Here is a 24619-nt window from a genome sequence, read left to right on the forward strand (position 1 = left end):
GGTCCGAGCTAAGCGGAGCGTGGGGTGAGGGCCCTGGACCCGAGGGGCTCGGCCAGCGGGACGCGGACCCCGAAGACTCCGAGGACGGCTGGGATACCGGCGCACACCGCCCCCGGCACCCGACCCGTCCAGACGTCGAGCCGCACAGCGGAGCGTGTCTCGTCCACGTCGAGATAGGTCACGACGTCGCAGGGCGGTCCGCCGGCCTTCACCTCCACGAGGACGCTCGGCCCCGGTCCGGCGTCGACGAGGCTCCACGAGGCTCGGCGTTCGCGCAGTGCGGGTACAGGCGTGACCTCGCTCACGGTGGACGACGGCGTCGGGCCGCCCGACGTGGGTGCGGGTCGCCGGCTCGGGGGCCTGGGCGGTGCCGACTGCCCGGGCGTAGCGGCGTCGCCGCAGGCACCGATGGCGAGCACGAGGATCACGCAGGCCGCCGCGAACGCGCCGAGGGGCGCGCCCGGTCGGACCGGACGCGCCCTTCGTGTGTGCGGGTTGGGCATCTCAGAGGTAGCGGGTGAAGTTGAAGAGGCTCCACGCGTCGTCGTCGAAGTACGGCGACAGCATGATCGTCGGGCCGGAGATGCGGTCGATACGGCTGTTGACGCCGTTGAGCCAGCCCCAGTCGCCGTTGTAGCCGTTGAGCCAGCCGCCGCCGCTCGAGCCGCGCGTCATGTCGCACGGGATCTTGACGGTCTGGGACCACGTGAACCAGTAGTCCCACTCCGGCGAGGTCGTCCCCTGGCAGCGCATGAGGTTGCCGCCGTCGAAGGGGGTCTCGGCCGGGTAGCCGAACGCGTACTCGTACACGTTCTTGCCCTTGTTGACGGTGAGTCCCTGACCGCCGAAGTAGTCGGCGATGTGCCAGCCGCCGAAGTTCGTGTTCATCGTCGCCACGCCGAAGTCCTGGGAGAAGTCGGAGCTGCCGGTCCAGGCGGTGCGCGCCTGCAGCGATGCCGCGGACCACGTGCCGTACGGCCGCGGGTTGGCCAGGTCGTCGTCGTATGCCGGGACGAACGTCCAGTTGCTGTGCCACGTGCCGCCCTGGCCGCCGTGGACGCAGTGACCTGCGGTCCAGACCGAGTCCCTGCCCTCGGTGTTGATGATCGTCCCGGAGCAGACGTAGTTGAGACCGCCCTTGGTGAAGAAGACCTTCCCGGCCGTGTACGCCGTCGGAACGTAGTAGGGCAGGTTGGGGTTGTAGGCCGCCTGCAGACCGGAGGCGAAGAACTTGCTGGGCGCACCGTCGACACTGCGGACCGGGCCGTCGTTGGTGACTGGCTTCTTGCCGGCCTGGTGCAGCGCCTTCTGCGAGGCGACGTACTTCTCTGCCTTGGCGGCAAAGTCTCCGGAACTGGCCACCGGTGTCGCGGAGCGCATCCGCGCCGGCGTCCAGAACGCCTCGAGCGACTGGCTGTCGGTGGCCTTGGCCCCGAACTTCGCCTTGCCGGCCGCCTTCGCCTCGGCGGTGACCTGCACCGTGCTGGTTGCGTTGGCCGCCGTCGCGGACTGCTTGTCGTGCTGCGGCGCCGCGCCCGCGGCGCCGATCGACATGCTGGTCGCCGCAAGCAGCCCGACGCCGACGGCGACCGACTTCGTGGTGAGAGAGCGGAGTGTGCCCATGATGTGAGTTCCTTCCCCGAGCCAGCCGCCCGATGCGGCCGAGCTTCAGGCGTTCAGAGCAGGAACCACGCCGCGTGATACGGACCTCTCGGCAAGACCCTCGCGGTCACGTGCCCGAGTTTCAGAGCCTCAGCACGATCAGCGCGATGTCGTCGCGTAGGGCAGAGTGCGGTGGCAGCTCAGCGAGAAGCGTGTCCGCAAGTGACTCGACGTCCAGCCCCCGGAGCCGGACGAGGGCCGCTGCCAGGCGGCGGATCCCCCTGTCGAGGGGCTCGCCGCGGCGCTCGACCAAGCCGTCGGTGTACATGACGAGGGTGTCGCCCTTGCCCAGGGTTGCCGTGCCGAGGGGCCTGGTGACGATGTGCTCGGTGACGGCGAGCGGCGGCCCCAGTGCCTGGTCCATGGCGTGGACCGTGCCGTCCTCGCGCAGGACGAGTGGCGGCAGGTGACCGGCGTTGCTGTAGATGGCCAGGTCGAGCTCTGGGTCGATGACGACCTTCACCGCCGTCGTGGCCGTCGCATCAGGGCTGTGACGAGCCACCCGATCGAGCGCCGTCATGGCCGCGGCCGGACCCACATCGGCGACGGTCAGGGCACTCAACGCGCTACGGAGCTGGCCCATCACGGCGGCCGCGCGCAGCCCATGACCGACCACATCACCGACGGCTACCGCCAGACGACCCTGTCCGAGGTCCGCGACGTCGTACCAGTCTCCGCCGACCTGGAGCGCGTCCGAGGCCGGCCGGTAGCGGACCGCAACCTGGACCGCCTCGGTGACGCTCGCGGGAACTTCAGCGGGAAGCATGACCTCCTGGACGGCGATGCCCAGCTGCCGCTGCGTCTCCAGCGCCAGGTCGAACATCTGGCTCTGTTCCGCGACCGCGGTGGCGGCCACCACCGCGGCCCTCGCCTGCAGGCCACCGAGCTCGAGGGATCCGCTCAGAGCGGCACCGAGATGGGGGACGAGGGCGGTGACGTCGTGAATGTTGTACAGCACGTCCGTCCCCACGCCACCTGGCCTCGGCACGGGCACGGCGGTGCCGATCCAGTAGTGCCGCCCTTCGTCGGCCCCCTCGGACCGACCCAGCTCGAGCTCGTACCGCTGGAGGCCGACCACGACCGTCCGGCCGGTCTCCAGAGCGGACAGGACGGCGCGGCGAACGGTGTCGACGACTGGCTCGGTCCCGGCTGTCTCTGTCGGCAGCACGGCGAACAGGTTCGTCCCGATCACCTCGCTCCGCGTCCGGCCGGACACCTCCACGTAGGCGTCGTTGCAGTCACGAACCATCAGATCCGCGTCGAGTACGACGCAGGGAGTCGGCACCGCGCGAAACAACGCCGGGTAGTCAAGGTCCACCGCTGACCGCGCGCCATTGGAGCCGGGCGCCGACGCCAAAGGTGGCCGGCGCACCGGGCGGGTCTCGGGAGTGGACACGCGCTCACGGTAAACGGGGCCCGCATCGGACGGGGCCCACTTGGCAAAACACGATGCGCGGTTCGTGCCGACTCGACGCCGCGGCCCTGGCGTCACGGCCTCACGTCGAGAAGCGACCGCTGTCGCGGCAACATGGCCGGGTCGGCCTGCTTCTCCACTGGGCTACACGCTGAGCCGGATCACAAAGGTGACCATCCGGATCGCCACCTGACAGCCTTGTCCGTCATCGCAGGTAGCGCCCCATCAGCTGCACCACCGCCCAACGGCACATCGTCAACCGGACATCACGCTGTCCCCCGCGGTCGTGCCGATACATGGTGCGCGGCCAGGTGACGCCCTGAGAGTTCTCGTGGATCGGCGGAGTGCAACTGCGGAGACGGCGGTGGAGAGCCGCGTCCATCGTGCAACGCTCGGTACTGCTGTGGTGTCTCATAGGGCATGAGCGACGATGCCCCAGAAGCCTTCGTGCCTACGGAGCAGGCCCCGATGCGCCGCCGACGATCGTGGTAGCACGACGCGCCGTCCTGCGCCTGGCCGTCCTGACGGCCATCGCCCCCTCGCTGGCGGCGTGTGGTGACAGCGGCGATGCTCCAGACCCCGGCGGGCTCGACCTGGTCAAGTCCGACCTGGCCCGGTCGACGGGCAGACCAGACGCCATCCCAGAGCCAGCCGAGGCGCTACATGGCCTCGCCGGCGACCTGTACGGCCAGCTCGCGACGAAGCAGGGCAACCTGGTCCTGTCGCCGTACTCCGTCGCGGTGGCCCTCGGTATGACTCTGCCGGGGGCAGCTGGCCGCACCGCCACCGAGATCCGCCAGGTGCTCGGAGTACGAGACGACGCCCGATTCCACAGCGGTCTCAACTCATTGTCGGCGTACCTCGAAGGGCTGGCCGGGAACCAGCACCGCGCCGACGGAAGCGGTGCCGAACTGGCACTGGAGGGCGCGAACCAGCTGTACGGCCAGGAGCGTGTGACCTGGGAACGCGGCTTCCTCGACCTGCTCGCGCGCGAGTACGGCGCGGGCTTGCGGACCGTCGACTACCAGCGCGCCCCGGAGAAGGCGCGGGGGTTGGTCAACGGCTGGGTCGCAGAGCGCACGCGCGATCGAATCCCGGAACTCATTCAGGCAGGTGTGCTGGACGCGTTGACCCGCCTCGTCCTGGTCAACGCGCTCTACCTCAAAGCGCCTTGGGAGAACCCGTTCGAGAAGTCGCTGACCAGACCCAGTCCGTTTCACCGCTCGGACGGCAGCACGATCAATGTCGCCACGATGCAGCAACCACCTCTGGCCACCACGATGACCCGAGGCAAGGGGTGGCGGGCCGCACGGCTGCCCTATGCCGGTCGCAGACTCGCCATGACGCTGGTCCTGCCGGACCCGGGGCGGTTGCGCCAGGTGGAGCAGCAGGTGACCTCGGGTGGCTTGGCCCAGGTGCTGGCCGCCGGACCGGAAGTCATGCTCGACGTGCGGCTGCCGAGATTGACGTTCCGGAGCCAGTCTGAGTTGAAGGGCGCCCTGCAGCAGTTGGGGATGCGGACAGCCTTCGACGCCTACATGGCCGACTTCCGACCGATGACCGTAGAGGATCTGGACCTGTATGTGAGCGCAGTCCCGCACGAGGCCTTCGTCGCGGTCGACGAGGACGGCACGGAGGCCGCGGCTGCGACGGCAGTCGTGATCTCCACCCTCTCGGCATCCGTCACCGAACCGTTCCACGTCGACCGGCCGTTCCTGTTCGTCATTCACGACGTCAAGCACGGCACGCCCCTGTTCCTCGGCAGAGTCGAGGACCCGAGCGAGTGACTGCCCATCGACAGAGCCACGACAGCCAGAGACCAGGGGTAGGTCGGGTAGGCGTCGGCCGTGATCCGTGCGCGACGAACATGTCGGGGTCCGCAACGGTGAGTTCGCGCGTAGGCTCCGAAAGATGGAGCGCATCAATCTGGGTGAGGCGGATGGCTTGCCGCCGGTGGATTGGGCCGAGGTCGTCGAGAAGCTCGATGCGGGGTCGATGCCGCTGCCCGACGCGGCAAACGCCCGCACGACCTGGCTGTCTACGGTCAACGACGACGGCAGCCCGCACGTGACCGCGGTCGGTGCTCTCTGGATGGACGGCGCGTTCTGGTTCCAGACCGGCGCGGGGACGCGCAAAGGGCACAACGTCGCCCGCGATCCGCGGTGTTCGGTCGCGGTGTCGGTCCGCGACGCGGACGTGGTGATCGAGGGTGACGCGATGCGGGTAACCGAGCCCGGCGCGCTGGCGCGGATTGCGAAGGCGTGGGCGGACAATGGTTGGCCGGCGGAGCCCGATGAGAGCGGGCCGGGCATCACGGCCCCGTTCAACGCACCGTCGCAAGGCCCTCCGCCGTGGAACGTGTATCGGATCGAGCCCCGCTCGGCGATTGTGGTCTCGGCGACGGAGCCGGGAGGCCTGACTCGCTTCCTCTTCTGACGCTCGGAGGGTCCCACAAGTGCCGCAGTTCGTGAAGATCCCCCGTGCAGGTCGCCGCGCTAGGCATCTGGCTTCCGGTCGGTTTCGCGGGGGTGGGTCTACCCGTGCTCGCCATCGAGTCGCCGAAGGGGCCGGTCACTCGCACGGGTGACGCACGTTGCCTGCGAGACCGCCGGCGAGCCCAGCGGGCATCTCGCCCGCACGCGACCGGGAGGGGTCCTTGACCAGATGCGTCGCTCGCAGATCAAACAAAGATCGTGCCAGCTGGATCCAGGAAGTCTGTTGCGATGATTTGCGCGACGCCGTAGGGCTGGGTGTCGAAGCCCTTGTAGTTGTGCCAGGCCTTGATCCGACCGTCGGTCTGGATGAGGGCGATCTCGGACCGTCCATTGCCGTCAAGGTCCATGAACCGCACCCTTGCCGGATCGGTGAACCCCGTCGCAATGATGACGGCGTAGCCGAACGGCGAATCGGCGAAGCCGAGGTCGTTGTGCCAGGCCTTGATCTGCCCGTCAGTCTGGATGAGGACGATCTCGGACCGGCCGTCATCGTCCAGGTCGGTGAACACCGTCCGCGCAGGGTTGGTGAAGCCGGTCGCGATGATGAGCGAGCTCCCATAGGGCGAGGTGGCGAAGCCGAGGTCGTTGTGCCACGCCCGGACCTGGCCGTCTGCCTGGACCTGGATCAGCTCGGACTTGCCGTCGTCGTCGAGGTCGGCGAACCGTACCCTTGTCGGATCAGTGAACCCGGTCGCGATGATGAGCGAGCTCCCATAGGGCGAGGTGGCGAAGCCGAGGTCGTTGTGCCACGCCCGGATTTGGCCGTCTGCCTGGACCTGGATCAGCTCGGACTTCCCGTCGTCGTCGAGATCGGCGAACCGAACCCGTGTCGGGTCGCTGAAGTCAGTCCCGATGATCGCTGCGGATCCGAACGGCATGGCTTCGAAGCCCTTGTAGTTCTGCCAGGCCTTGATCTGACCATCGGTCTGTATCAGCGCGATCTCAGCGCGGCCATTGCCGTCAAGGGACGACTTCCGGCTACCGCCCTGCACCGGCAGCCCGTTCACCCAGCTGAGGTTGATCGAGAACATGTGCCTGCTTCCGCCCGCCGCAGCGGCGTGCAACACGACCTTGTCACCACCGCCCAGCCCGTCCTGGGACGTCACGACGTCAGCGCCACCGGGGCCGCACAGTCCGGTGTTGGCCTGAGTCATGAAGGCACTCGGGGCTGACGTCCAAGGGCCGGTGACCGCTGGCGCCGTTGCGTACGACGTGTAGTAGCCACAGCTGGCAAAGGATCCGCCGGAGTAGAACAGCACCATTTTGTCATCACGCTCGACCAGGTCCGGCGCCTCGATGATCTGGCCGGCTGGAACAGTGAGCATCGCAGTCGTCGCACCGACCAGGGTGGTGCCGTTGTTGCTGACCCGGCTGACCCAGAGCGTAGACGGCTGGTTGACGGCATTGCCGTCGCTCTTCCAGGTGAGATACCGCGTTCCGTCCCGGGCGACGAAGGTGTTTGCGTCGATCGCGCCACCTTGGCTGAGCGGGCAGATGAGCGGTCCTGAACCGTGGGGTACGAACCCTCCCACCGGCGAATTGCTGAACGCCACGCCGATGCACTGACGACCAGAGGCTGCGTCCTGGGCCGTGTAGGTGAGCGTCAGACTGCCGTCGGGGTTGGGTTGAACGTCGGGAGCCCAAGTCCTGCCCGCGACGGCCCAGCTGCCGGGCCCGCCGGGCATCGCGTCACCGAGGACTTGCCAAGGTCCGTCGATGGTGGGCGCGCTGGCCACCGGGAGATGCCTGAAGTCGTTGGTGGCGTAGGCGTACCAGGTCTGTCCGATGCGGACCACGTCAGGATCTGCAAACCCTTGAGCGATGAGCTCTCTCGGGGCGGAGGGGGTGGCGGCGAGGGCGATCGGGGCTGCCATAACCAGCGCCGCCTGAACGACGAGGCTGAGGGCGGCCAGCGTAGCGAGCCAGGGCGCGCAGAGCTCCTTGGTCATTGGTCACCTGCTGTGCTGTGTCCAGTGACCGTCGTTCCCTTGACGTGGTGTGCCGCGACCTGGGCGTGCGACAGCGCTCGGTCGTAGAGCGCGACGTCCGCCATCCAGCCGACGAACCGGTTGCCGGCGTCGTCGCCTCGAGCACCGATCTTGAGTGATCCCTCTCCCCGACCTGGCGCGCGCGTCATCGGCGTTGACTTGAGCAGTTCCCCGTCCAGGTAGACGGTCAGCGTGGAGCCGTCGAAGACCGAGACCACATGGTGCCAACCCCATTGGAGCACGGGTTTCTGCGCTGGCCCGGTGGTGGACAGGGCATCCGAGAGGTTCATCGCCTCGGGCCGGTTTCTGGCAGCCAACCTGAGGAGGTACCCGTTGTTGGCTGGTCGGTCGTACTTCTCCAGCACGCCTTGGTCACCTGACTCCCGGGGGTATACCCAGGCCTCGAGAGTGTACGGACCCGTCAGGTTCAGCGTCGGTGAGCTGGGGACATCGATGTAGCCGCCTGCGAGGCTCATCGACCGACTGGGCTCGCCGGCGAGCGGTCCCGCCTGACCGGTCACGACCGTCCCACGGACCTGGCCGTCGTTGCCGTGTCCCGACTCATCCGAGGCGGTGCCCGCCGTGTCCTCGAGGGGCCAGTAGCCGACGGCTCCGTCTGCACGTACGAGGTCCGCATAGTTGCCGGTGGCCGGGCGCGACACAGTCACTGAGGTCGTGTGAGAGGTCGGCGTTCCGCCCTCCGGGTGCACCGTCACCGTGAGTGGATAGCGGCCGGCGGCAGCGTCGGGTGGGGCCGTGACGCTGGTGCTCACTCGCTGCCAGGCCAGACCGTTGCCAGCATTGCGTGCGAAAGGAACCTGCCCGGCGGCCACCGTCCACCCGGACGGGGCCTCCACAGTGACTCGCCCCTTGACGACGCTGGTGCCCGAGGTCTCGACGAGCATCCCCAGCTGGGCGGAGGCGCCGGGCGCGATCATCTCCGCGAGGTCCGTAGACACGACTCGGGCTTGGGACGTGGACCGAGCGGCGACCGGGGTCACCACAGCCCGGACGCTGGCCCTTCCGGAGGTCGGCACCGTCACGGCATCGCCGACGAGGAGGACCGGCGCTCCGTTGACGGTCGCCGAGGTGATGCGGTAGCCGGCAGGCACGCGAAGATGCACCGAGATCCGTTGCAGCTTGGGCCGGTTCGGCTGAGCTGCTGGCGGCACAATCGTCGCCTCGACGGTGCCCTTGGCCACGCGGGAGGTGATTGCGTACGTCATCGGCCCGAAGGAGGTCGGGAGGTCGGTGACGCCAACGGTCTGTCCCTCGGCCAGCCAGAGCTTCGGCGTGGCAGCGGCGAGCTGGAGTCCGCTCGGCATGCCTTGGGCATCCTGCGTCTCGTTGATGAGCATGCCGGAGAGCGCCTTGAGGTACGTCGCGTTGTTCGCCGACAGCGGCGCCCGGAACTGGGATCGGTAGTACTCCATCGGGCAGGGAGCGACAGTCACCCCTTCGCCGCCGATGAAGGTGTTCGGCGTGAAGCCCTGCGAGAGCATGCCGTAGAAGGTCAGTCCGATCCGGTCTGCATCACCGACCTGGCTCAGGTACTTGAGGTACGACCAGCCGTACTGCTGGTCGATGCCGCTCGACCGGTAGCCGTCCGCCGCCGGCCAGGCCCCACCGGGGCGGGTCTGACACGCCTCTACTGGTTCGCCGCTGAGGTTGAACCGCGTGAGCCCGAGGAACAGCCCGCCGTGGGTGTTGAGATACGTGCGCAGACCCTTGCCGATACGGCTGTCCGGGTCTATGAGTCCACTGCCCAACGCGTAGGGCATGATCAGGTTCCAGTAGCTCCCTTGCTGCGAATCGGTGATTCGACCCGATGGGTCGAAGTCGCTGGGATCACCGAGCGCGATCGGGACGAAGACCGAGCCGTCCGGCAGCTCGGTGCTGCTGCGTTCGATCGCCTTCAAGGTCGCGATCCGCAGCCCTTGGGCCTGCGCCGTGAAGGCTGCCGCGTCGGTGTCATGGTCCAGGAGGCGCAGCACCAGTCCCATGTCCCGCAGCCCGCGCCACACGTCGGCGTGGTGGTGTATGCCGTGTGCCTTGGTGCTGTTGTCCGAGTAGAGGCGCGTCTTGGCGAGCAGCCCGTCGGGGTCCTGGCTGCGTTGCGCGGAGATGTCGGTCAGCCACGTGCGGAAGTTCGGGAGGTTGTCCGAGATCAGACTGGCATCACCCGTCTGGAGGTAGTACCGCGCAGCGGTCTGGAGCTTGATCCCGCGTTCCCAGGTGGTGAAGCCGTCGTTGTACTGACCTCGAACGAGGAACTGGTCGATGGCCTGCCGCGTGCGAGTGGTGAACCCGAAGTCACCGAGTGACCCCACGGTTGCGACGGCCTCGGGGATCCACGCGAATCGCTCGTCGTCGGGGAGCTCGTACCCGTTGCCGACGGTGAGGTTGTAGCCCATGACAAGGTTGGTCAACAGCATGGAGCGCATCGCGTCGGCCGCGTACCTCTCCGGAATCCGAACGGTGCTGCCGGCCGCGAGCTGGCTCTTCCAGTACGTGACCATGTCGGCACGCCGGGCGTCGTAGGCGTCGCGGTCCATCACGACCGCACCGAGCGCTTGGGGCTGGTTCATCAGCAGCAGGTAGACATCGGCCGGGCCTTGGCTCAGGTCGAGGTCGAACGTGAGGTCGGGCGCGCTCCACCTGGCCGACCCGCTATGGGCAAGCGACAGCTTGTCGCCAACCACGAGGCTGTTCGCGGCCTGCGCCGCGGCGGCGACATACATCCCGTTGAGGTTGACGCGCAGCCTGGTGGAGGACTCGGCCGAGCTTCCCGGTCGCACCTTGAAGTGGATCATGGTCATCAGCCGCGCGGAGGACGAGAGTCTCGTGACGTAGGACTCGCGCTCGTAGACGCGGCCCTGCCGGTCGGTGTAGCGATTCTGGAGGATGGGCAGGTAACCGTCAGCCAGCGTCGGCGGGTCCAAGCGGTTCTCGGCCGAGCCGAAGAGCTCCGAGCCCTCGCCAACGTAGAACTTGACCCACTGGCGGGTCCGCGAGTCCGCGAAGTCCGAGTTGATCTGGCTGCCGTCGACGAAGGGGAAGCTGAAGTCGCGCTCGGCGCTGAACCGGGCGAGATCCGGCATGGGGTATGTGAGCGGAAGATAGTTCGACCGGCTGTCGTGCCAGTAGTCGTCCCCGTGGTTGGGCGGAACCAGCAGGTCGCGCGTGTTGTCCAGGGTGGGTCCGTTCGGCAGTGCCATCAGCTGCTCGCCCCAGGTGTCGGCGCCCTCGCGGAGCGCGGCCTGCACGCGATCGACATAGTTGGCTGGGAACTGCGGCTGGTCGGGCTGACCGATCGGCCCGTCGGCCATGAGGTCACGGTCAGCCACGGTGGCGATCGCGGCAGGCGACGCGGCGGTCGCCGGGGGCGCCGCAGTCCAGAGCCCAGCCGCTGCTGCGACTGCCAGCAGTACCGCAGATGCACTCCAACGATGTGGCCCTCGTCGCATGGTCGCCCTCACTCCTCGTCGAATGCGCGGTCGCGACCGACTGGCGATGCCCTGCAGCCGCGGTACAGGCCTGCAACGGTCGCGTGATATCGAAAATGCTAATACTGGTCTATACCAATTACAAGGGTGCGGAACGATTCCCGCCGCGATCGGACTGTCGTGGGTGTCCTTTGGCCCGAAGGACGTTCGTCGAGCGTCGCGGCGGAGCCGGCGACAGTTACCTCAGCGGTGCGATTCCCACCTCAGGACTGAAGGCCGGCCAGCGCTAGGTGGTGCGCGTGACCTTGGAGAGACCTCGCGGCTCGTCGGGGTCGAGTCCCCGAGCGATGCTGAGGTCCAGCGCCAGCCTCTGCAGAGGCACGATCTGGAGGATGGGTGACAGCTCCTCTGGCACGTCTGTCCCGACCGGGATGACCGCCGGATGCCCGTGACGTGCAGCGAAGTCGCGGTCGCCCACGACGAGCGTGTCGGCGCCTGTCTGACGGATGTGTTCGACGACCGGGCCCAGCAGCTCGCCGCCCACACCTGGCGGTACGACGATGATGGCCGACTGGTCGACATCGAGCATCGCCAAGGGGCCGTGCATGAGATCTGCGCCGGAGAAGGCCTGTGCGGCAAGGTAGCTCGTCTCCATCATCTTGAGCGCCCCTTCCCGAGCCGTTGGGTAGGAGAAGCCTCGCCCGACGGTGACGAGCCGCTGGATGAGGCGGTGTCCGTCGGCCCACGGCGGTAGGTCCTGGCCGAGCAGATGCGTCAGTTCCTCTGGCAGCCCACGCGCGCTCGCGCCGTCCCGCCCGCGCCAGGCATCGACGAGCAGCCAGAGCGCCTGCAGCTCGGCCGTATACGTCTTCGTCGCCGCCACGGACCGTTCCACGCCCGCACGGATATCGACGTGCCACTGCGCGGTCGCTGCCAAGGCAGAGACAGGAGCGTTCGTGACCGCTACCGTCATGGCCCCGTGACGGCCAGCCACCCGTGTGGACTCGATGAGGTCGGGTGACCCGCCTGACTGGCTGATCGCCAGCCAGAGGCATCGTTCCAGGCGCGGCCTGGCTGCGTAACCGGTGTACGTGGACAGCGATGCCAATCCGCACGGGATCCCGAGCTGGGTCTCGATGAGGTACTTGACGTACAGCGCCGCGTGGTCGCTCGTCCCCCTGGCTGCGATCAGGGCGAAGCGGGGGTCAGTGTCTCGCACTGCGGCTGCGACGGCCCGTATGTTGCCAAGCTCGGTCTCGAACTGCCGTGTGAGTACGTGCGGTTGCTCGTGGATCTCGGCGCGCATGTGCCGGCCCCGGTCGGTGCGAGAGGACGCGGGGCCCAGTGGCGTGCTCGTCACGGCTCGATGGGGCGGATCCGCGCCCCGTACATCGAGTAGAGGCCGGCGTTGTGCGCGTCGCCGTCCGGCGTGTTGGCAGAGACGTACACGGGCACCCGCGCACCGCTCTCCTCGAGGGCCCGGCAGGTGGCTTCGGTCAACAGCTGCGCGATGAGCACACCGGTCAGGGACGACACGGCACCGATCCGCTCGCCGCCGGCGAGCTGAATCGTGGCGTCGCCTCGTGGTGCCATGTTGTCGATGACGACGTCCGCGAGATCGACCAGCCGCTGACCCGAACGGGTGCGGGACGTCACCCCGCGCGTGTGGTTGAGCGACGTGATCGCGACGAGGCGGTGTCCCCTCTCCGTGACAAGTGACGCCATTTCCACGATGGCGGCGTTGATCCCGGAGTTGGACACGATGACGAACAGGTCGCCGGCCTCGGGTCGGGCCAGCTCGTAGATGCGCGCAGCCAACCCCGGCTCTCGCTCGTACGTCGGGTCCAGGATGTCCGCCGGGTCGGCGCCGCCGAACATCACTAGGTCCTTGACGCTGAGCATCCCCACCGACGCGAGTCCACCGGCCCGCGCCGCGAGCTCGAGCGCGACTATCCGGGAGTGTCCTGTCCCGTATGCCTGCACGACCCCGCCGTCGCGGATCGCCGTCGCCATGAGCTCCCCGGCCCGGCGCACCTCCCCCAGCTGACTGTCGAGGACGTCGGCTACCACCGACCGTGCGATGTTCGCATATTCCAGCTCAGACAACTGACTGCTCCTCTTCCTTGGAGTCGTGCGCCCGACGTGCGAGATCGACGGCGACGTCGACCACGTGCTCCCCGCTGCCCGGCGCCACGGGGCTCACCAGCACCTCGTAGCCGACGTTCGCGGCGCGGGTGGGCAGATAGCCGAGGTAGCCGTTCGTGTAGCCGAGGACCACCGTCCGCTCGGGCACGGGCGAGCGGCGACGGATGTCGTTGCCGAGGGACAGGAACAGCTCGGCGGGCACGGCCACGAGCGTCACTCCGGGCAGCTGCGCCACCTCGACGTCGATCGAGAGCTCGTCCATGTACTCGGAGGCTTGCCGCCGGCTGGCGATCTCGACCCCCTGACGCAGGACATGGAGCAGCCGCGCGTCGCGTGAATCCCTACCCCGGGTCCCAGCAGGACTGAGCTCGTTGCTCAGTGCAGACGCGGGCTTCGGCTTGAGGGTGACGGTCTGGGCCTTGGCAACTGTCGCCGCGGATGCGTCGCCGGCCTCGGCGGGATGTTTCCGCGCGAGGATCTCGTCGAGCGCCGGCGTGACGGCATCCGCGAGCACCTCACCCAAACGCTCGATCTCGGGCGCGACACGGCCACGACGACTGAACCGCGTGCTGATGTCTCCCGCTGCGCCTGTCGCCGATACCACCCAGGGGCCGCCCGTCTGACGCTCCTGAAGGCGTCGGAGCAGGGCTCGGCGAATGCCGCCGCAGAGGTCGGCACTCACGCAGGAGTTCTCCGCCCCGAGAACCGTGGGGTGCACCGGCGTCACCACGAGCAGGCCCTCCACGTGTCCTTTCCTCGACGCCACCACGAGATCGACTGGAACCCCCTGTGGCTCAGTCGCGCTCGCGGTGCGGTCACCCGCAAGACCGGTGACGTCGACGCGAACCACGTCAACGCGGCTGGCCACCTGCTCCTGGATCGCGAGGCGGACCGCCGCAACGGACGCCTCCACGAGCCTTCCCAGCACTGTGGGCGGCGTGACGGCGCCGCCGGGGTGGCAGCCGCTCTCCGGGCCCGCGTGTGTATGCGTGGCGGCGACCCATGCGCCGGTGATCGCCAATCGGGCACGGAGTGCTTCGCGGACCGCGAGGACGGCGTCACGGTTGACGCACACGAGGTCCGCGACGACGAGCGCCCAACGGCTGTCTCGAGAGTCGCCGGCGTCAACGACGATCGCGTGCACCTCCAACGGGTCTTGGATACCGCCGACGCCGCTGTCTCGGTCGGCGTAGCCGCCCATCGCTTCCCCTGTGGCGACCGGAAGGGGCGCCGTGCCGTGACCCAGCCGGATCATGCGGCCGTTCCCTGTCGGGCGATGAGCGGCGCGTACATGCGGTGCTCGCCGTGCCAGCCACGGCGGGCCAGCAGCACCGAACCGGACAGGGGATCACCCGACGGTTCGGCGAACTGCAGTCCCGCGGCCTCGACGGCAGCCTGGAAGGGGCGCCTGACCGCGCCTGCACCCGTGAGGAGGCGGCCGGCATATGACACGCGTGGAGCGTTCGACTCGGCGCCGACGGCGCGTGCTGCCGCCAGTGCGCTGGCGGCGAGTGCCGCGCCGGCCAGGCCGCAGATGGCGTTCGCGACCTCGTCGCCGGCGTCGGCGTGGCGTGCGACGACGCGAGCGAGCCCGGAGATGAAGGCGACTCGGTCATGGCGTCGATGGAGGCGTTGGAGCGCTGCAAGGTCTGCGCCTCCAAGAGCCGAGAAGATCTCGTCGCTCATGGTGGTGGGCGCTTCCGTGTGGTCCGCAGCCGCGGCCGCGGCGCGCAGCGCGCTTCGTCCGATGTCGTAGGCGCTCCCACGGTCGCCCACGATCGGGCCCCAGCCATCGCAGCGGGCCCACCTCCCGTCGGGGGCCACCGCCACCGCGACCGTCCCGGTGCCGGCCGAGACGACGGTGCCCGGGCCGGCGAGGGCGCCGGCGTGCGCGGTCACCGCGTCGTCGACGAGCACGACCTCGGCCGAGAACATCGAGGACAGCGCAGCGCCGAGAGCCCTTCTCTCCGCGGACGCACCAGGGAGACCGGTGAGCCCTGCGCACACTCGAGTGGGGACGTCGTCGCGCAGGGCGCCGGCCGCGGCACGGACGGCCGCCCTGATGGTGTCGAGGTCAGAGTCGGCCTCGGGAGCGTAAGAGAAGCCAGGACCCTCGCCCTGCCAAAGGGTGTTGCCGGCAGCGTCTGTTGCGCAGACTCGGGTGGCGGACTTTCCCCCGTCGATCCCGATGAACCGCTGCGCGCTCATCGGCCGATCCCGGCCGTGAGGCCTGCCACGATCTGCTTCGTCGCGAAGACGAACACGAGCACCAGGGGCGCGAGCGCCAGCACAAGCCCGGCGAAGAGCGCTCCGCGGTCCGCCGCGTACTCGCCGATGAATCGCGTGAGCCCTACCGGAATCGTGTACTTCTCGTCGGAGCGGATGAGCACCAGCGGGTAGAAGAAGTCATTCCAGATCGGCGCGAACTGGAACACCGTCACGGCGGCGACGGCGGGCCGCATCAGCGGCAGGACGACCGAGCGGAAGATGCGCCACTCGTTGGCACCGTCGATCAGGGCCGCCTCTTCCAGCTCAGGCGGAACTCCCCGAAGGAAGCCCATGAGGACGAAGACCGAGAAGGGGATGCCGCCCGCCGCATACAGGAGTACGAGGCCGAGACGGCTGTCGATGAGTCCGGCCGACTCGAACATGTAGAAGACGGGAAGCAGGCCGAGCTTGGCCGGGATCATGAGGCCGGCGATCACATAGGCGGCAAGCACCGCTCCCCCTCGGAAACGCCACCGCGAGAGTCCGTAGGCGAGCATGCTCGCGAGGCCGACACAGAGCGCGACGGACGCCACGGACACCAGGGCCGAGTTGAGGAAGTAGGTGGACAACGAAGCCGTCTGCCATGCGCGCGCGTAATTGGTCAGCCCTGCGCTGCCGGGGAGGCCGATCGGCTGGCCGAGCAGATCGCTGTTGCTCCGGAACGAGCCGATCAGCACGAGCAGGATCGGGCCGAAGGCAACCACCGCGTAGGCGCACAGGAGCAGCTGGACGCCGACCGACCGGGCGGTCGATGGGCGCCGGACGGGTTGGATCCGGGCGGGTGGCACAGATGCTGCAGCGGTCACAGTTGCACCTCTCGGCGGCGCAGGAGGCGTTCGAGCAGAAGCGCCACGCCGAAGATCAGGACGAACATCAGCATGGCGACGGCTGAGGACTCACCGATGGCGTTTGAGCCGCCACGGAAGGCGGTTCGGTAGTAGAGGAGTCCGAGGACGTCCATCGACCCCCCGGGACCCCCGCTCGTGCCGCCCAGGGCGTAGACGAGGTCGAAGACGTTGAAGCAGCCGATGAAGGTGAGCACGGTGATCACCCCGACGGCGGGCATGAGCAAGGGGAAGCGGATCCTCCAGAACAGCGTCCAAGGGCGGGCCCCGTCGATCTGGGCGGCCTCCTCGAGGGACTGCGGGATGCCACCGAGTGCTGCGCCGAAGATGAGCAGGGGGCCGCCGATCCACTGCCAGGCGTTGACGAGGATAAGGACGGGCAGGGCCAGGTCGGGCTCACCGAGCCATGGCTGCGCCCAGGACTCGAGGCTCACTGCCTTGAGCGCGGCGTTGACCGGACCGAAGGTGGGGCTGAGCAGGAGCGACCAGAGGTAGCCCACGATGAGCGGGCTGATCAGGAACGGCATCGAGAAGAGGGTCTGGAAGAAGCGCTTGCCCCTGGGATTGCGGTGCAGGATCAGGGCCAGACCGAGACCGATGGTGTTCTGGATCGCCATCGTGCCGACGAAGAAGAGGACGTTGTGCAGCAGGGCCGCGCCGAGCTCGGAGCTGATCGGGTACCGCGTCAGCACCTCGAGGTAGTTGCCGACTCCGACGAACGGGCCGCGCGTCGTTCCCTCCCAGGCGAAGAAACCGTAGACGAGTGCAGTGAGCAGCGGGTAGATGACCATCGCTGAGTAGAGCCCGGCGCCGGGGAGGCAGAAGGCCACGACCCATCGCCAGGCAACGCGGCGGCCCTGTGCTGGGCCGCCGCGTCCGCGGCGACGTCGACTCACGACTTCGGCTTGAACCACTGGTCTACACCGCGCTGGATCGAGGCCGCCGCCTGCGCCGGGGTGACCTTGCCCAGCACCGCGTTGGAGAGCTCCTTCGAGGCAAGATCCCAGGCGCCCGGGGTCCCGGCAGAGAAGTACGCGTAGGTCAGGTAGGGACTGGGGTTGGCGGCATAGTCCTTGACGGCCTGTGCCAACACCTCGCCCTTGGGCGTGACACCTGGCACCGGCGAGATCTGCTGGAGCTCGTCGGTGAAGGCCTGACCGAACTCGGCGCCGGCCATCCAACGCACCAGCTCGAGGGCTGCAGCCTGGTTCGACGTCTTGGACGACACGCCGAAGGAGCCGTCGACGAAGCCGGGCACGAGCGTCTTCTGCGAGACCGCGTCCGGAGCGGGTGGCGCGTTGAAGACCCCGATGTTGAGCTGCGGGTTGGCGGTCTTGAAACCAGCCACTTCCCAGACGCCCCCGGGAAAGGTGGCGGCCTTGCCCGACGCGAACTGAGCCTTGGCGTCGTCGTACCCGACCCCAGTCGCCTGGGGCTCCCAGTACGGCTTCGTACTCAGCCAGGTGCCGATCGAGGCGACCCACGCCTCGTCGGTGAACTTGCCCTCGCCGCGCAGCATCCTGTCGCGCTGCTCGATGCCGCCGTAGCGCGTCGCCCCGAAGATCTCCTGTTGGATCGGCAGCATCCACGTGTCGGTCACCGTGGCGGCCACCGGCACGACGCCGGCCGCCTTGAGCTTGTCGAACCCGGCGGTCATCTCGGCCCACGTCGTGGGCACGGACAGACCGTGCTTCGCGTAGATGTCCTTGTTGTAGATCACGTGCATGGTCTGGATGGCGAACGGCACGCCGTAGACCTTCTGGTCCCTGTCGCTGCGCGCTCCGTCGAGCACGTCGGACGAGAACTCCTTCAGCTCGGGCACGGTCGAGTCGAGCTCGACGAGGGAACCGGCAGCGGCGAGCGGCTGTAGGAGGCCGTAGGACCGCAGTTGGGCGACATCAGGGCCGTTCGTGCCCGTGAGGCCGGTCTTGAGGATCGTGTCGTACTCGGTGTTCTTGTACGGGACGTACTCGACCGTGACCCCGGGGTGCTTGTCCTCGTAGAGCTTGAAGATCTTCTTGTATGCGGCGACGTCCTCCTGCCGCCAGCCCCAGACCTTCAGCGTCACGGGGCCGCCCTGGTCCTCCGTGCTGCCGCTGCCGCCCGCCGTGCCCGGCGAACACGCGGCCACAACACCAAGCAACACGGCCATCGCGGCGGCCTTCGTCCATCGAGTGCCCACGGGGACCTCCCTCGCTCTGCGACCGGTCGATGTGACCTCGTCGATGGAAAGGACCGTAATACTGGTCTAGACCGCCCGTCAATGGATACGATGCAATTGGCGACGGGTCGTGAAGCACATACCGATCGGCGGCCGGCGGGCTAAGTTGTGTCCACCCATCGACGAGGAGGGGCAAATGCCCAGACATCGGCAAGAGGCGACCCTCGACTCACTGGTCACTCGGGTCCCCACGCACGGCCAGACCAAGGGTGAGCACATCCTCGAGACACTGCAGTCGTTTGCCCAGGCGACACCTGCTGGCACCCTCCTCCCCTCGGAACGTGCCCTGGCCGACCACTTCCATGTCTCCCGAATGACCGTCCGCGGAGCGGTCGACGAACTGGAGAGCAAGGGCTTCGCGAGACGCGTCCCTGGGCGCGGCACGTTCGTCAACCACCCCCAGCTAACTCATTCCGAGACGTTCCGGTCGTTCAGTGACGATATGCGTCTACGCGGCCTGGAGCCGGGATCCGTTGGCTACCGCGCGTCTACGCGCAGGGCAACGCGTTCGATCGCGGCCTCGCTCGGGGTCGAGGTGGGTGCGGAGACCCTGCACATCGAACGCGTCCGCACGGCCGACGGCGAGCCCATGGCGCTCGAGCGGACGAACGTCTCACTCGAGCGCTTCCCCGGCCTGCGCTCCCAGATGAGCCCCGACCAGTCGCTCTACGACATCATCCAGCGCATCTACAACATCCGGCTGGAGAGCGCCCGGCAGCGAGTTTCCATCGTTCGACTCTCGGCCCCCGACGCAGTCAAGCTCGCTGTGGCAGAGGGAGAACCCGCCTTCCTGGTCGAGCGCACGGCGCTCGACAACATGGGCCGCGTCGTCGAGTTCGGTCGATCGCTCTACCGGGGCGACCGCTACGCCATCGAGATGCATGTCGGCACGCCGGGTGCGCGGCCGCTCAGCTGACCCACGACATCACGGCGCCCGCCCCCACCGCACCTGCCACATGGGTGACCATTGACGCCTCTTCTGGTCTAGTCCAGTATCTCGACCACGGCACGGGGTCGCATGGGCGATCCGCCTGCTTCGACAGAGGATCGGCCGTCAGCGAACGGAGCACGTCAATGCGACCCGGAAGTCCCCATCGATCCCGACGGGCGCGCGGAGCCCTGGCCGGAGGCTTGGCGCCCATCGCCCTGGCCGCCGTCACCATCGCCGGACCAGCGGCTGGCGCAGCCGAGAGCGCCGCGGCGGCCCCCGAGGTCAGCCCTCGACCGCAAAAGATGACCGTGACCGGTGCGGCCCTCGACCTCGCGGCCTCTGTCACCGTGGTCCGCGGCGTGGGCGCCGATCCGGCGGCCGTGACCGCGACCCTGGCGGCGCTGGCGGCCACGAACACCTCGGTCACGATCACCACCACCGATCCCGGCACGGGCGACACCGTCTACGTAGGCGGGCCGACCGAGACCGCACCGAGTCGTCCGGCGCTCGTCGCGCTCGGGGTGACCGCCGCGAACGGCCCAAGGCAGCAGGGCTACGTCCTGGCCAGCGGCACGGACTCGCGCGGCCGCAAACGCGTCGTGCTCTCCGGCCACGACAAGGTGGGCACCTTCTACGCCGCCCAGACGCTGCGCCAGCTCCTGTCCCCCGACGCCACCGGGGCCTCCATTGACCGGGTGACGATCGAGGACTGGCCGGGCTTCGGGTTCCGCGGAGGCATGGACTCGGCCAACCCGCCGCCGCCTGGTGTCGCCCGCTGGACCACGGCCGACCGCCTCGAGCAGGTCGAGGTCCTGGCCCGCAACAAGATGAACCGCTTCTTCTACGGCCCGGCGATCGATCCGCGCACCGGCGGCTTGCCCGGGCAGGGCAGCTGGCGCACCGAGTACTCCACCCAGGAGCTCAACGACTTCGCCGCGATCGTCGCCAAGGCGAAGCGCCTGCACGTCGACTTCATCTACCGCATCTCGCCCGCTGCTCCCCTCGACCAGGCCTACGGGATCTGCCACTCGTCGGCCGATGACCGAGCCAAGCTGTTGGCCCGCCTCGACACGCTGCGCTCGAAGGGCGTGCGCCACTTCGTCGTCGCCTGGGACGACATCGCCGCCGGCGAGCAGTTCACCTGCCCCGCAGACACTTCCGCCTACGGCACCCCCGGCCCGAACGGCACCAAGGTCGTCGACAAGGCGGCATGGGCTCGGGCGCAGGCAGCCGTCACGAACTACGTCCAGACCCAGTTCATCGCGAAGAACGCCCTCCCCCAGCTGTTCACTGTCCCGACGGAGTACGCGGGCGGCGCCGCTTCCTCGTACCGGGCCGTGTTCGACCAGTCGCTGAGCCCGGCCGTTGGGATCTACTGGACCGGACCCGAGGTCATCTCGCCGACCATCGGCGTCGCCGACCTCACCGCGGCGTCACAGACCTTCCCGCGACACACCCTCGCGATCTGGGACAACTACCCGGTCAACGACCAGGTCTGGGACCGCCTGCACCTGGGACCTGTCCAGGGGCGCGACGCCGGGCTCGGCCGCGCCCCGGGGATCCTCTTCAACGAGATGACCCAACAGGGCCCCTCACAGCTGCCGCTCCTGACCGCTGCAGACTACGCCTGGAACCCCGCGAACTACGACGCCGAGAAGGCGTGGGGCCGAGCCATCGCGACCCTGGGCGCGTCACGCGCGGCTGACCTGCGAACCTTCGCCGAGCTGAACCGATCGTCCGCGCTCACGCACGCCGACTCACTCGCCCTCGCCGAGGGCATCGACGCGTTCCGTCAGGCTTTGCGGACCAACACGAACGTGGCGGCAACCGCGAGCACCCTCAAGCAGAAGCTCACCTCCGTCCGCGCCGCCGGAACCAACCTCCAGACGATGCAGACCAGTTTCGCCAGCCAGGCCCGACCCTGGCTGCAGCAAACGGTGCGTCTCGCCGACGCCGGATCCATCGCCGTCGACCTGCTGGTCGCCGAACGCAACGGCCAGACGATGACGGCCGAAACCCTACGAGCCCAGCTCATCGGGCAGCTCCCGTCAATCGCCGCCGAACCAGCCGCGGTGGGCGCGGGCGTCCTGCCGGCGCTCGTGTCCTTCGCGCTGCGCCGCGGGATCGACACCATCGACCTCAGCGGCGACGGCCGCGCCGACGTGCTGGCCGTCAACAGCGCAGGCGAGCTCAAGGCGTACGAGAACCAACGCACGACCTACAACTGGCCCGAGTTGGAGGCGACGGGCGTGAGGGTCGGCGAGGGGTGGAGCGCCTCTATGCTCCCCATCCCGGGAGATCTTGACGGGGACCGGCTCGCAGACCTGCTCGCCGTCACCCCATCCGGCCAGCTCATGCAGTATCGGAACACGGGAGCCTCCTTCGGAAGCATCGCCCCGAACGGGGTGCAGGTCGGCAGCGGCTGGCAAGGCGCCCTCGCGGTCCGATCGGCTGACCTCGACGCCGACGGGCGCGCCGACCTGCTCGGCGTCTTCCCCGACGGAAGCCTCCTGGCCTTCCGCAACACCGGCATGAGCGCGGCGGGAGCGGTCACGTGGGCGGCTCCGCTCACCGTCGGCCAAGGATGGTCGGCAAACGAGCTGCCGTTCGTCGGTGACCTGAACGCCGACGGTCGTGCAGACCTCATGACGATCAAGCCGGACGGCACACTCTGGCACTTCCTCAACACGGGCAGTCTGTCCGGGACGACGTTCGCCGCCGGCCAGAAGGTCGGCCAGGGGTGGACGGGCTATCTCGACATGCATGTCGTCGACCTCGACGGCGACGCCCGCGCCGACGTCTTGGGCGTCATGGGCAATGGAGAACTGCGCGCCTTCCGTAACGCCGGAGTCACGCCGGCAAGCACCGGTGCGTACGTGAGGTTCGGTGCGGGCGTGTCGGTGGGCGGCGGATGGAGCGCCTCGAACCTGCCCGTCCCGACCGACTTCAACGGCGACGGTCGCGCCGACTTGGTGTCGATCGCAAGCAGCGGTTACCTGGTCACGAATGTCAACGCTGGTCGCTTCGACAGCGGCTTGATGTTCCCCACCGGCGTGTGGCACGGCCCAGGTTGGACGGGGACGCAGTTCCTGCGCTGACGAGCACGTCCGGTCCCGCAACCTCCATCTCGTCGGTTGCGGGACCGCAGTGCGCCCGCCCATGGTGAACCGACGCTGATGAAGTGGGGAACCAGTGGCGACGACGGACGGCGGCCGTGCGCTGGCCCGACGCAAGCGCTGAGCCTGGGCACGAAACGCTGCTGCGCCTGCTCAGGCGGCCCTTGACGGCGCAGGCCGACTGCCCGAACAGCTCGCGTCAGCCATCCGCGACTTCGTCATCCACCATGCCAACGACCACACCACCGCACGCGTGATCAACTACGAGCTCGCCGCGCTGACTGAGGCCCATCGCCGCGAGATCGGCCGCCTACGCCACACCGGCCGACCTCTGCGGACGGCGGTCAGGGACTAAGTCGGGGCGCTCGTCACTCAGTTGGGCAAGCATCGGCTGTTCGGATCCGCCGGACACAAACAGCCCCTGACCGGCGTTTCCGCTGGTCAGGGGCTGTTTCGTGCTGGTGGGCGATACTGGGTTTGAACCAGTGACCTCTTCCGTGTCAAGGAAGCGCGCTACCGCTGCGCCAATCGCCCGTGGGTCCTGCTGGGTGTTGCACCGAGGTGGAGACGGGATTTGAACCCGTGTACGCGGCTTTGCAGGCCGCTGCCTCGCCTCTCGGCCACTCCACCGTGGAAGGCACGTGGAACTGCTGCCTCCGAGCGGACGACCGGGCTCGAACCGGCGACCTCAACCTTGGCAAGGTTGCGCTCTACCAACTGAGCTACGTCCGCGGAACACCAGCGGTGTAACTTCCCCGCTGCGTGCTTGGTAGACATTAGCCGATCGCCCGACGAGATACAAAACCGGCCTCGGCGTCCCCTTCAGCGCCGTCCGGCACCCCCGTCGGAGGCCCCCCGAGCGGCTTCCTCAGCCGCGTCGCGGGCCGCCTGCGCCCCCTTGTCGACCCCCCGCTCGAGTGCGGCGCGAAGGGGTCCACGGTCGGTGCTCTCGTACTGCTGCTCGCGGCCCCGACCCGCCCCGTCGGCCGGCGCGGCCGGCCCAGCTGGCCCACCCCCCTCGGTCTCACCGGAAGCGTCGGCAGCATCGCCGGCGTCGGTGCGGCTCAGCAGGCCACCGGCGCCATCCATGGCCCAGTTCACGAGGCGTACGTCCGCCCCCTCGTGCAGCTCCACCGGCCACAGCGTCCGCACAGCCGCGTTGAGTCCGGCGCCGATGAGAATGGCGACAGCGAGCGCGTACAGCCAGATCAGCAGGACGATCGGGGTGCTGAGGGGGCCGTAGATCGACGTGCCGCCCATCGACGCCTCGAGGGAGATCCGCACGACGTACGACGCCCCGAGCCAGATCGCCATCGCGAGGACGGCACCTGGGATGTTGCGTCGCCAAGGCGCCCGTCGTGGCGTCGACACGTGGTACATCGAGGCGAGCAGCAGGACGCCGAGCAGGACGAGGGTCGGCCAGTACAGCGCCCTGGTCACGGTCGCGGCGACATCGGGCAGCCACGACGACAGCAGCTCAGGCCCGAGGAGCATCAACGGCAGCACGACGACGGCCGAGACGATGCCGAACGAGTAGAGCAGCAGGCTGAACGCCCGCATGTGCACGATGCCGCGGGCATCCCGCTGCCCGTACATGATCGAGACGGTGTCGACGAAGACGTTGAGCGCGCGGGAGCCGGACCACAGTGAGAGGAGAAAGCCCACGGAGATGATGTCGAAGCGCCCGCCGCGCAGGACGTCGCCGATGGTCGGCAGCAGTAGCTCGTTGATGCTGGACTCGCTCAGGAAGCGGGATGCGTAGACCTCGATCGCCGAGACGATGCTCTCGGTCGTGTCGGGTCCGATCCAACCGCCGACGAAACCGAGGCCGCCGAAGATCCCGAGCACCAGCGGCGGCAGGCTGAGGAGCATGAAGAACGCCCCCTCGGCCGCGAGCCCCGTGACGCGGTAGCGCAGGCAGACCCGGATCGTCTCCAGGGTCAGCCGCGCGAGCGGGATGCCCCATGGGACCCGCTCCAGCCCTGACCGCACCCTCGTCCGCATGCCCATCGACTCCGAGGCTACGGGGGCGCGACGCCGGACGTCAGGATGGCCGGCGCGACACGGGCTGAACGGGACACCGTGATC

At 68.5% G+C, this 24619-nt stretch carries 18 protein-coding genes and 3 tRNA genes; 5 read left to right on the top strand and 16 right to left on the bottom strand.

Annotation, left to right across the window (positions count from 1 at the left end; genetic code table 11):
- Window positions 1–8 precede the first annotated feature (8 nt).
- The 3 genes from H9I49_RS19885 to H9I49_RS19895 form a co-directional block, all read right to left on the bottom strand.
- Complete coding sequence (locus H9I49_RS19885) at window positions 9–428, bottom strand: hypothetical protein (RefSeq protein WP_188032111.1); 420 nt, start codon at window positions 426–428, stop codon at window positions 9–11.
- A gap of 76 nt (window positions 429–504) precedes the next feature.
- Window positions 505–1623 (bottom strand): serine protease, encoded by a 1119-nt coding sequence (locus H9I49_RS19890; protein ID WP_188032112.1) that lies wholly within the window; start codon window positions 1621–1623, stop codon window positions 505–507.
- Window positions 1624–1744: 121 nt separating this feature from the next.
- A complete protein-coding gene (locus H9I49_RS19895) occupies window positions 1745–3154 on the bottom strand; it encodes a SpoIIE family protein phosphatase (RefSeq protein WP_370587670.1) in 1410 nt (469 codons plus the stop codon).
- Window positions 3155–3561: 407 nt separating this feature from the next.
- Between H9I49_RS19895 and H9I49_RS19900 the strand changes: the two genes are divergently transcribed.
- The gene (locus tag H9I49_RS19900) at window positions 3562–4863 is read left to right on the top strand and encodes a serpin family protein (protein ID WP_188032114.1); all 1302 of its coding nucleotides are present in this window, start codon (window positions 3562–3564) and stop codon (window positions 4861–4863) included.
- Window positions 4864–4987: 124 nt separating this feature from the next.
- Entirely contained in the window at window positions 4988–5512 is a 525-nt protein-coding gene (locus H9I49_RS19905; RefSeq protein ID WP_188032115.1) for a pyridoxamine 5'-phosphate oxidase family protein, read from the top strand.
- 244 nt (window positions 5513–5756) lie between these two features.
- Here the strand turns inward: H9I49_RS19905 and H9I49_RS19910 are convergent, their stop codons facing one another.
- The 9 genes from H9I49_RS19910 to H9I49_RS19950 all read right to left on the bottom strand — a co-directional run bounded on the left by H9I49_RS19910 (window position 5757) and on the right by H9I49_RS19950 (window position 18445).
- Window positions 5757–7520: a family 43 glycosylhydrolase gene (locus H9I49_RS19910; protein WP_223128933.1), complete on the bottom strand. Its 1764-nt coding sequence runs from the start codon at window positions 7518–7520 to the stop codon at window positions 5757–5759.
- Window positions 7517–10906, bottom strand: a complete 3390-nt coding sequence (locus H9I49_RS24610) for a LamG-like jellyroll fold domain-containing protein (protein WP_188032116.1) — start codon at window positions 10904–10906, stop codon at window positions 7517–7519. The genes H9I49_RS19910 and H9I49_RS24610 overlap by 4 nt, the downstream gene beginning before the upstream one ends.
- Window positions 10907–11291: 385 nt before the next feature.
- Complete coding sequence (locus H9I49_RS19920) at window positions 11292–12365, bottom strand: SIS domain-containing protein (RefSeq protein WP_370587671.1); 1074 nt, start codon at window positions 12363–12365, stop codon at window positions 11292–11294.
- Window positions 12362–13111, bottom strand: coding sequence for a sugar isomerase domain-containing protein (locus tag H9I49_RS19925; protein ID WP_188032117.1), 750 nt, complete (start codon window positions 13109–13111; stop codon window positions 12362–12364). The genes H9I49_RS19920 and H9I49_RS19925 overlap by 4 nt, the downstream gene beginning before the upstream one ends.
- Window positions 13104–14405 (bottom strand): hypothetical protein, encoded by a 1302-nt coding sequence (locus H9I49_RS19930; RefSeq protein ID WP_188032118.1) that lies wholly within the window; start codon window positions 14403–14405, stop codon window positions 13104–13106. The genes H9I49_RS19925 and H9I49_RS19930 overlap by 8 nt, the downstream gene beginning before the upstream one ends.
- Window positions 14402–15358 carry an N-acetylglucosamine kinase gene (locus H9I49_RS19935; RefSeq protein WP_188032119.1) on the bottom strand — a complete coding sequence of 319 codons (957 nt, stop codon included), beginning with the start codon at window positions 15356–15358 and terminating at the stop codon, window positions 14402–14404. Before H9I49_RS19935 ends, H9I49_RS19930 begins: the two co-directional genes overlap by 4 nt.
- Window positions 15355–16224, bottom strand: a complete 870-nt coding sequence (locus H9I49_RS19940) for a carbohydrate ABC transporter permease (protein ID WP_370587672.1) — start codon at window positions 16222–16224, stop codon at window positions 15355–15357. The genes H9I49_RS19935 and H9I49_RS19940 overlap by 4 nt, the downstream gene beginning before the upstream one ends.
- Window positions 16221–17159 carry a carbohydrate ABC transporter permease gene (locus H9I49_RS19945; RefSeq protein ID WP_370587673.1) on the bottom strand — a complete coding sequence of 313 codons (939 nt, stop codon included), beginning with the start codon at window positions 17157–17159 and terminating at the stop codon, window positions 16221–16223. The genes H9I49_RS19940 and H9I49_RS19945 overlap by 4 nt, the downstream gene beginning before the upstream one ends.
- Window positions 17156–18445, bottom strand: a complete 1290-nt coding sequence (locus H9I49_RS19950; protein WP_188032120.1) for an extracellular solute-binding protein — start codon at window positions 18443–18445, stop codon at window positions 17156–17158. Before H9I49_RS19950 ends, H9I49_RS19945 begins: the two co-directional genes overlap by 4 nt.
- Before the next feature lie 175 nt (window positions 18446–18620).
- On the opposite strand from H9I49_RS19950, the gene H9I49_RS19955 reads away from it, so the two are divergent.
- The 3 genes from H9I49_RS19955 (at window position 18621) to H9I49_RS24615 (ending at window position 22886) form a co-directional block, all read left to right on the top strand.
- On the top strand, window positions 18621–19400 hold the full coding sequence (locus H9I49_RS19955) for a GntR family transcriptional regulator (protein WP_223128934.1): 780 nt from the start codon (window positions 18621–18623) through the stop codon (window positions 19398–19400).
- Between the two features lie 158 nt (window positions 19401–19558).
- A complete protein-coding gene (locus tag H9I49_RS19960; protein WP_255524108.1) occupies window positions 19559–22513 on the top strand; it encodes a beta-N-acetylglucosaminidase domain-containing protein in 2955 nt (984 codons plus the stop codon).
- Window positions 22514–22712: 199 nt separating this feature from the next.
- Window positions 22713–22886 carry a hypothetical protein gene (locus tag H9I49_RS24615; RefSeq protein WP_188032262.1) on the top strand — a complete coding sequence of 58 codons (174 nt, stop codon included), beginning with the start codon at window positions 22713–22715 and terminating at the stop codon, window positions 22884–22886.
- A 104-nt stretch (window positions 22887–22990) separates the two neighbouring features.
- Here H9I49_RS24615 and H9I49_RS19970 read toward each other — a convergent pair.
- The 4 genes from H9I49_RS19970 to H9I49_RS19985 all read right to left on the bottom strand — a co-directional run bounded on the left by H9I49_RS19970 (window position 22991) and on the right by H9I49_RS19985 (window position 24541).
- Window positions 22991–23065, bottom strand: a tRNA-Val gene (locus H9I49_RS19970).
- A 25-nt stretch (window positions 23066–23090) separates the two neighbouring features.
- A tRNA-Cys gene (locus H9I49_RS19975) sits at window positions 23091–23161 on the bottom strand.
- A 29-nt stretch (window positions 23162–23190) separates the two neighbouring features.
- A tRNA-Gly gene (locus H9I49_RS19980) sits at window positions 23191–23263 on the bottom strand.
- A gap of 90 nt (window positions 23264–23353) precedes the next feature.
- A complete protein-coding gene (locus tag H9I49_RS19985) occupies window positions 23354–24541 on the bottom strand; it encodes a YihY/virulence factor BrkB family protein (RefSeq protein ID WP_255524109.1) in 1188 nt (395 codons plus the stop codon).
- Window positions 24542–24619 lie beyond the last annotated feature (78 nt).

Origin of the sequence: Terrabacter sp. MAHUQ-38, from assembly GCF_014518425.1 — a bacterium.
Lineage (GTDB): Bacteria > Actinomycetota > Actinomycetes > Actinomycetales > Dermatophilaceae > Terrabacter.

Bases quoted from the DNA above. Each gene is read 5' to 3' on its own strand.
- H9I49_RS19955 (WP_223128934.1), top strand. From the start codon at position 18,621: ATGCCCAGACATCGGCAAGAGGCGACCCTCGACTCACTGGTCACTCGG.
- H9I49_RS19910 (WP_223128933.1), bottom strand. From the start codon at position 7,520: ATGACCAAGGAGCTCTGCGCGCCCTGGCTCGCTACGCTGGCCGCCCTC.
- H9I49_RS19935 (WP_188032119.1), bottom strand. From the start codon at position 15,358: ATGAGCGCGCAGCGGTTCATCGGGATCGACGGGGGAAAGTCCGCCACC.
- H9I49_RS19960 (WP_255524108.1), top strand. From the start codon at position 19,559: ATGCGACCCGGAAGTCCCCATCGATCCCGACGGGCGCGCGGAGCCCTG.
- H9I49_RS19985 (WP_255524109.1), bottom strand. From the start codon at position 24,541: ATGGGCATGCGGACGAGGGTGCGGTCAGGGCTGGAGCGGGTCCCATGG.
- H9I49_RS19890 (WP_188032112.1), bottom strand. From the start codon at position 1,623: ATGGGCACACTCCGCTCTCTCACCACGAAGTCGGTCGCCGTCGGCGTC.
- H9I49_RS19930 (WP_188032118.1), bottom strand. From the start codon at position 14,405: ATGATCCGGCTGGGTCACGGCACGGCGCCCCTTCCGGTCGCCACAGGG.
- H9I49_RS19905 (WP_188032115.1), top strand. From the start codon at position 4,988: ATGGAGCGCATCAATCTGGGTGAGGCGGATGGCTTGCCGCCGGTGGAT.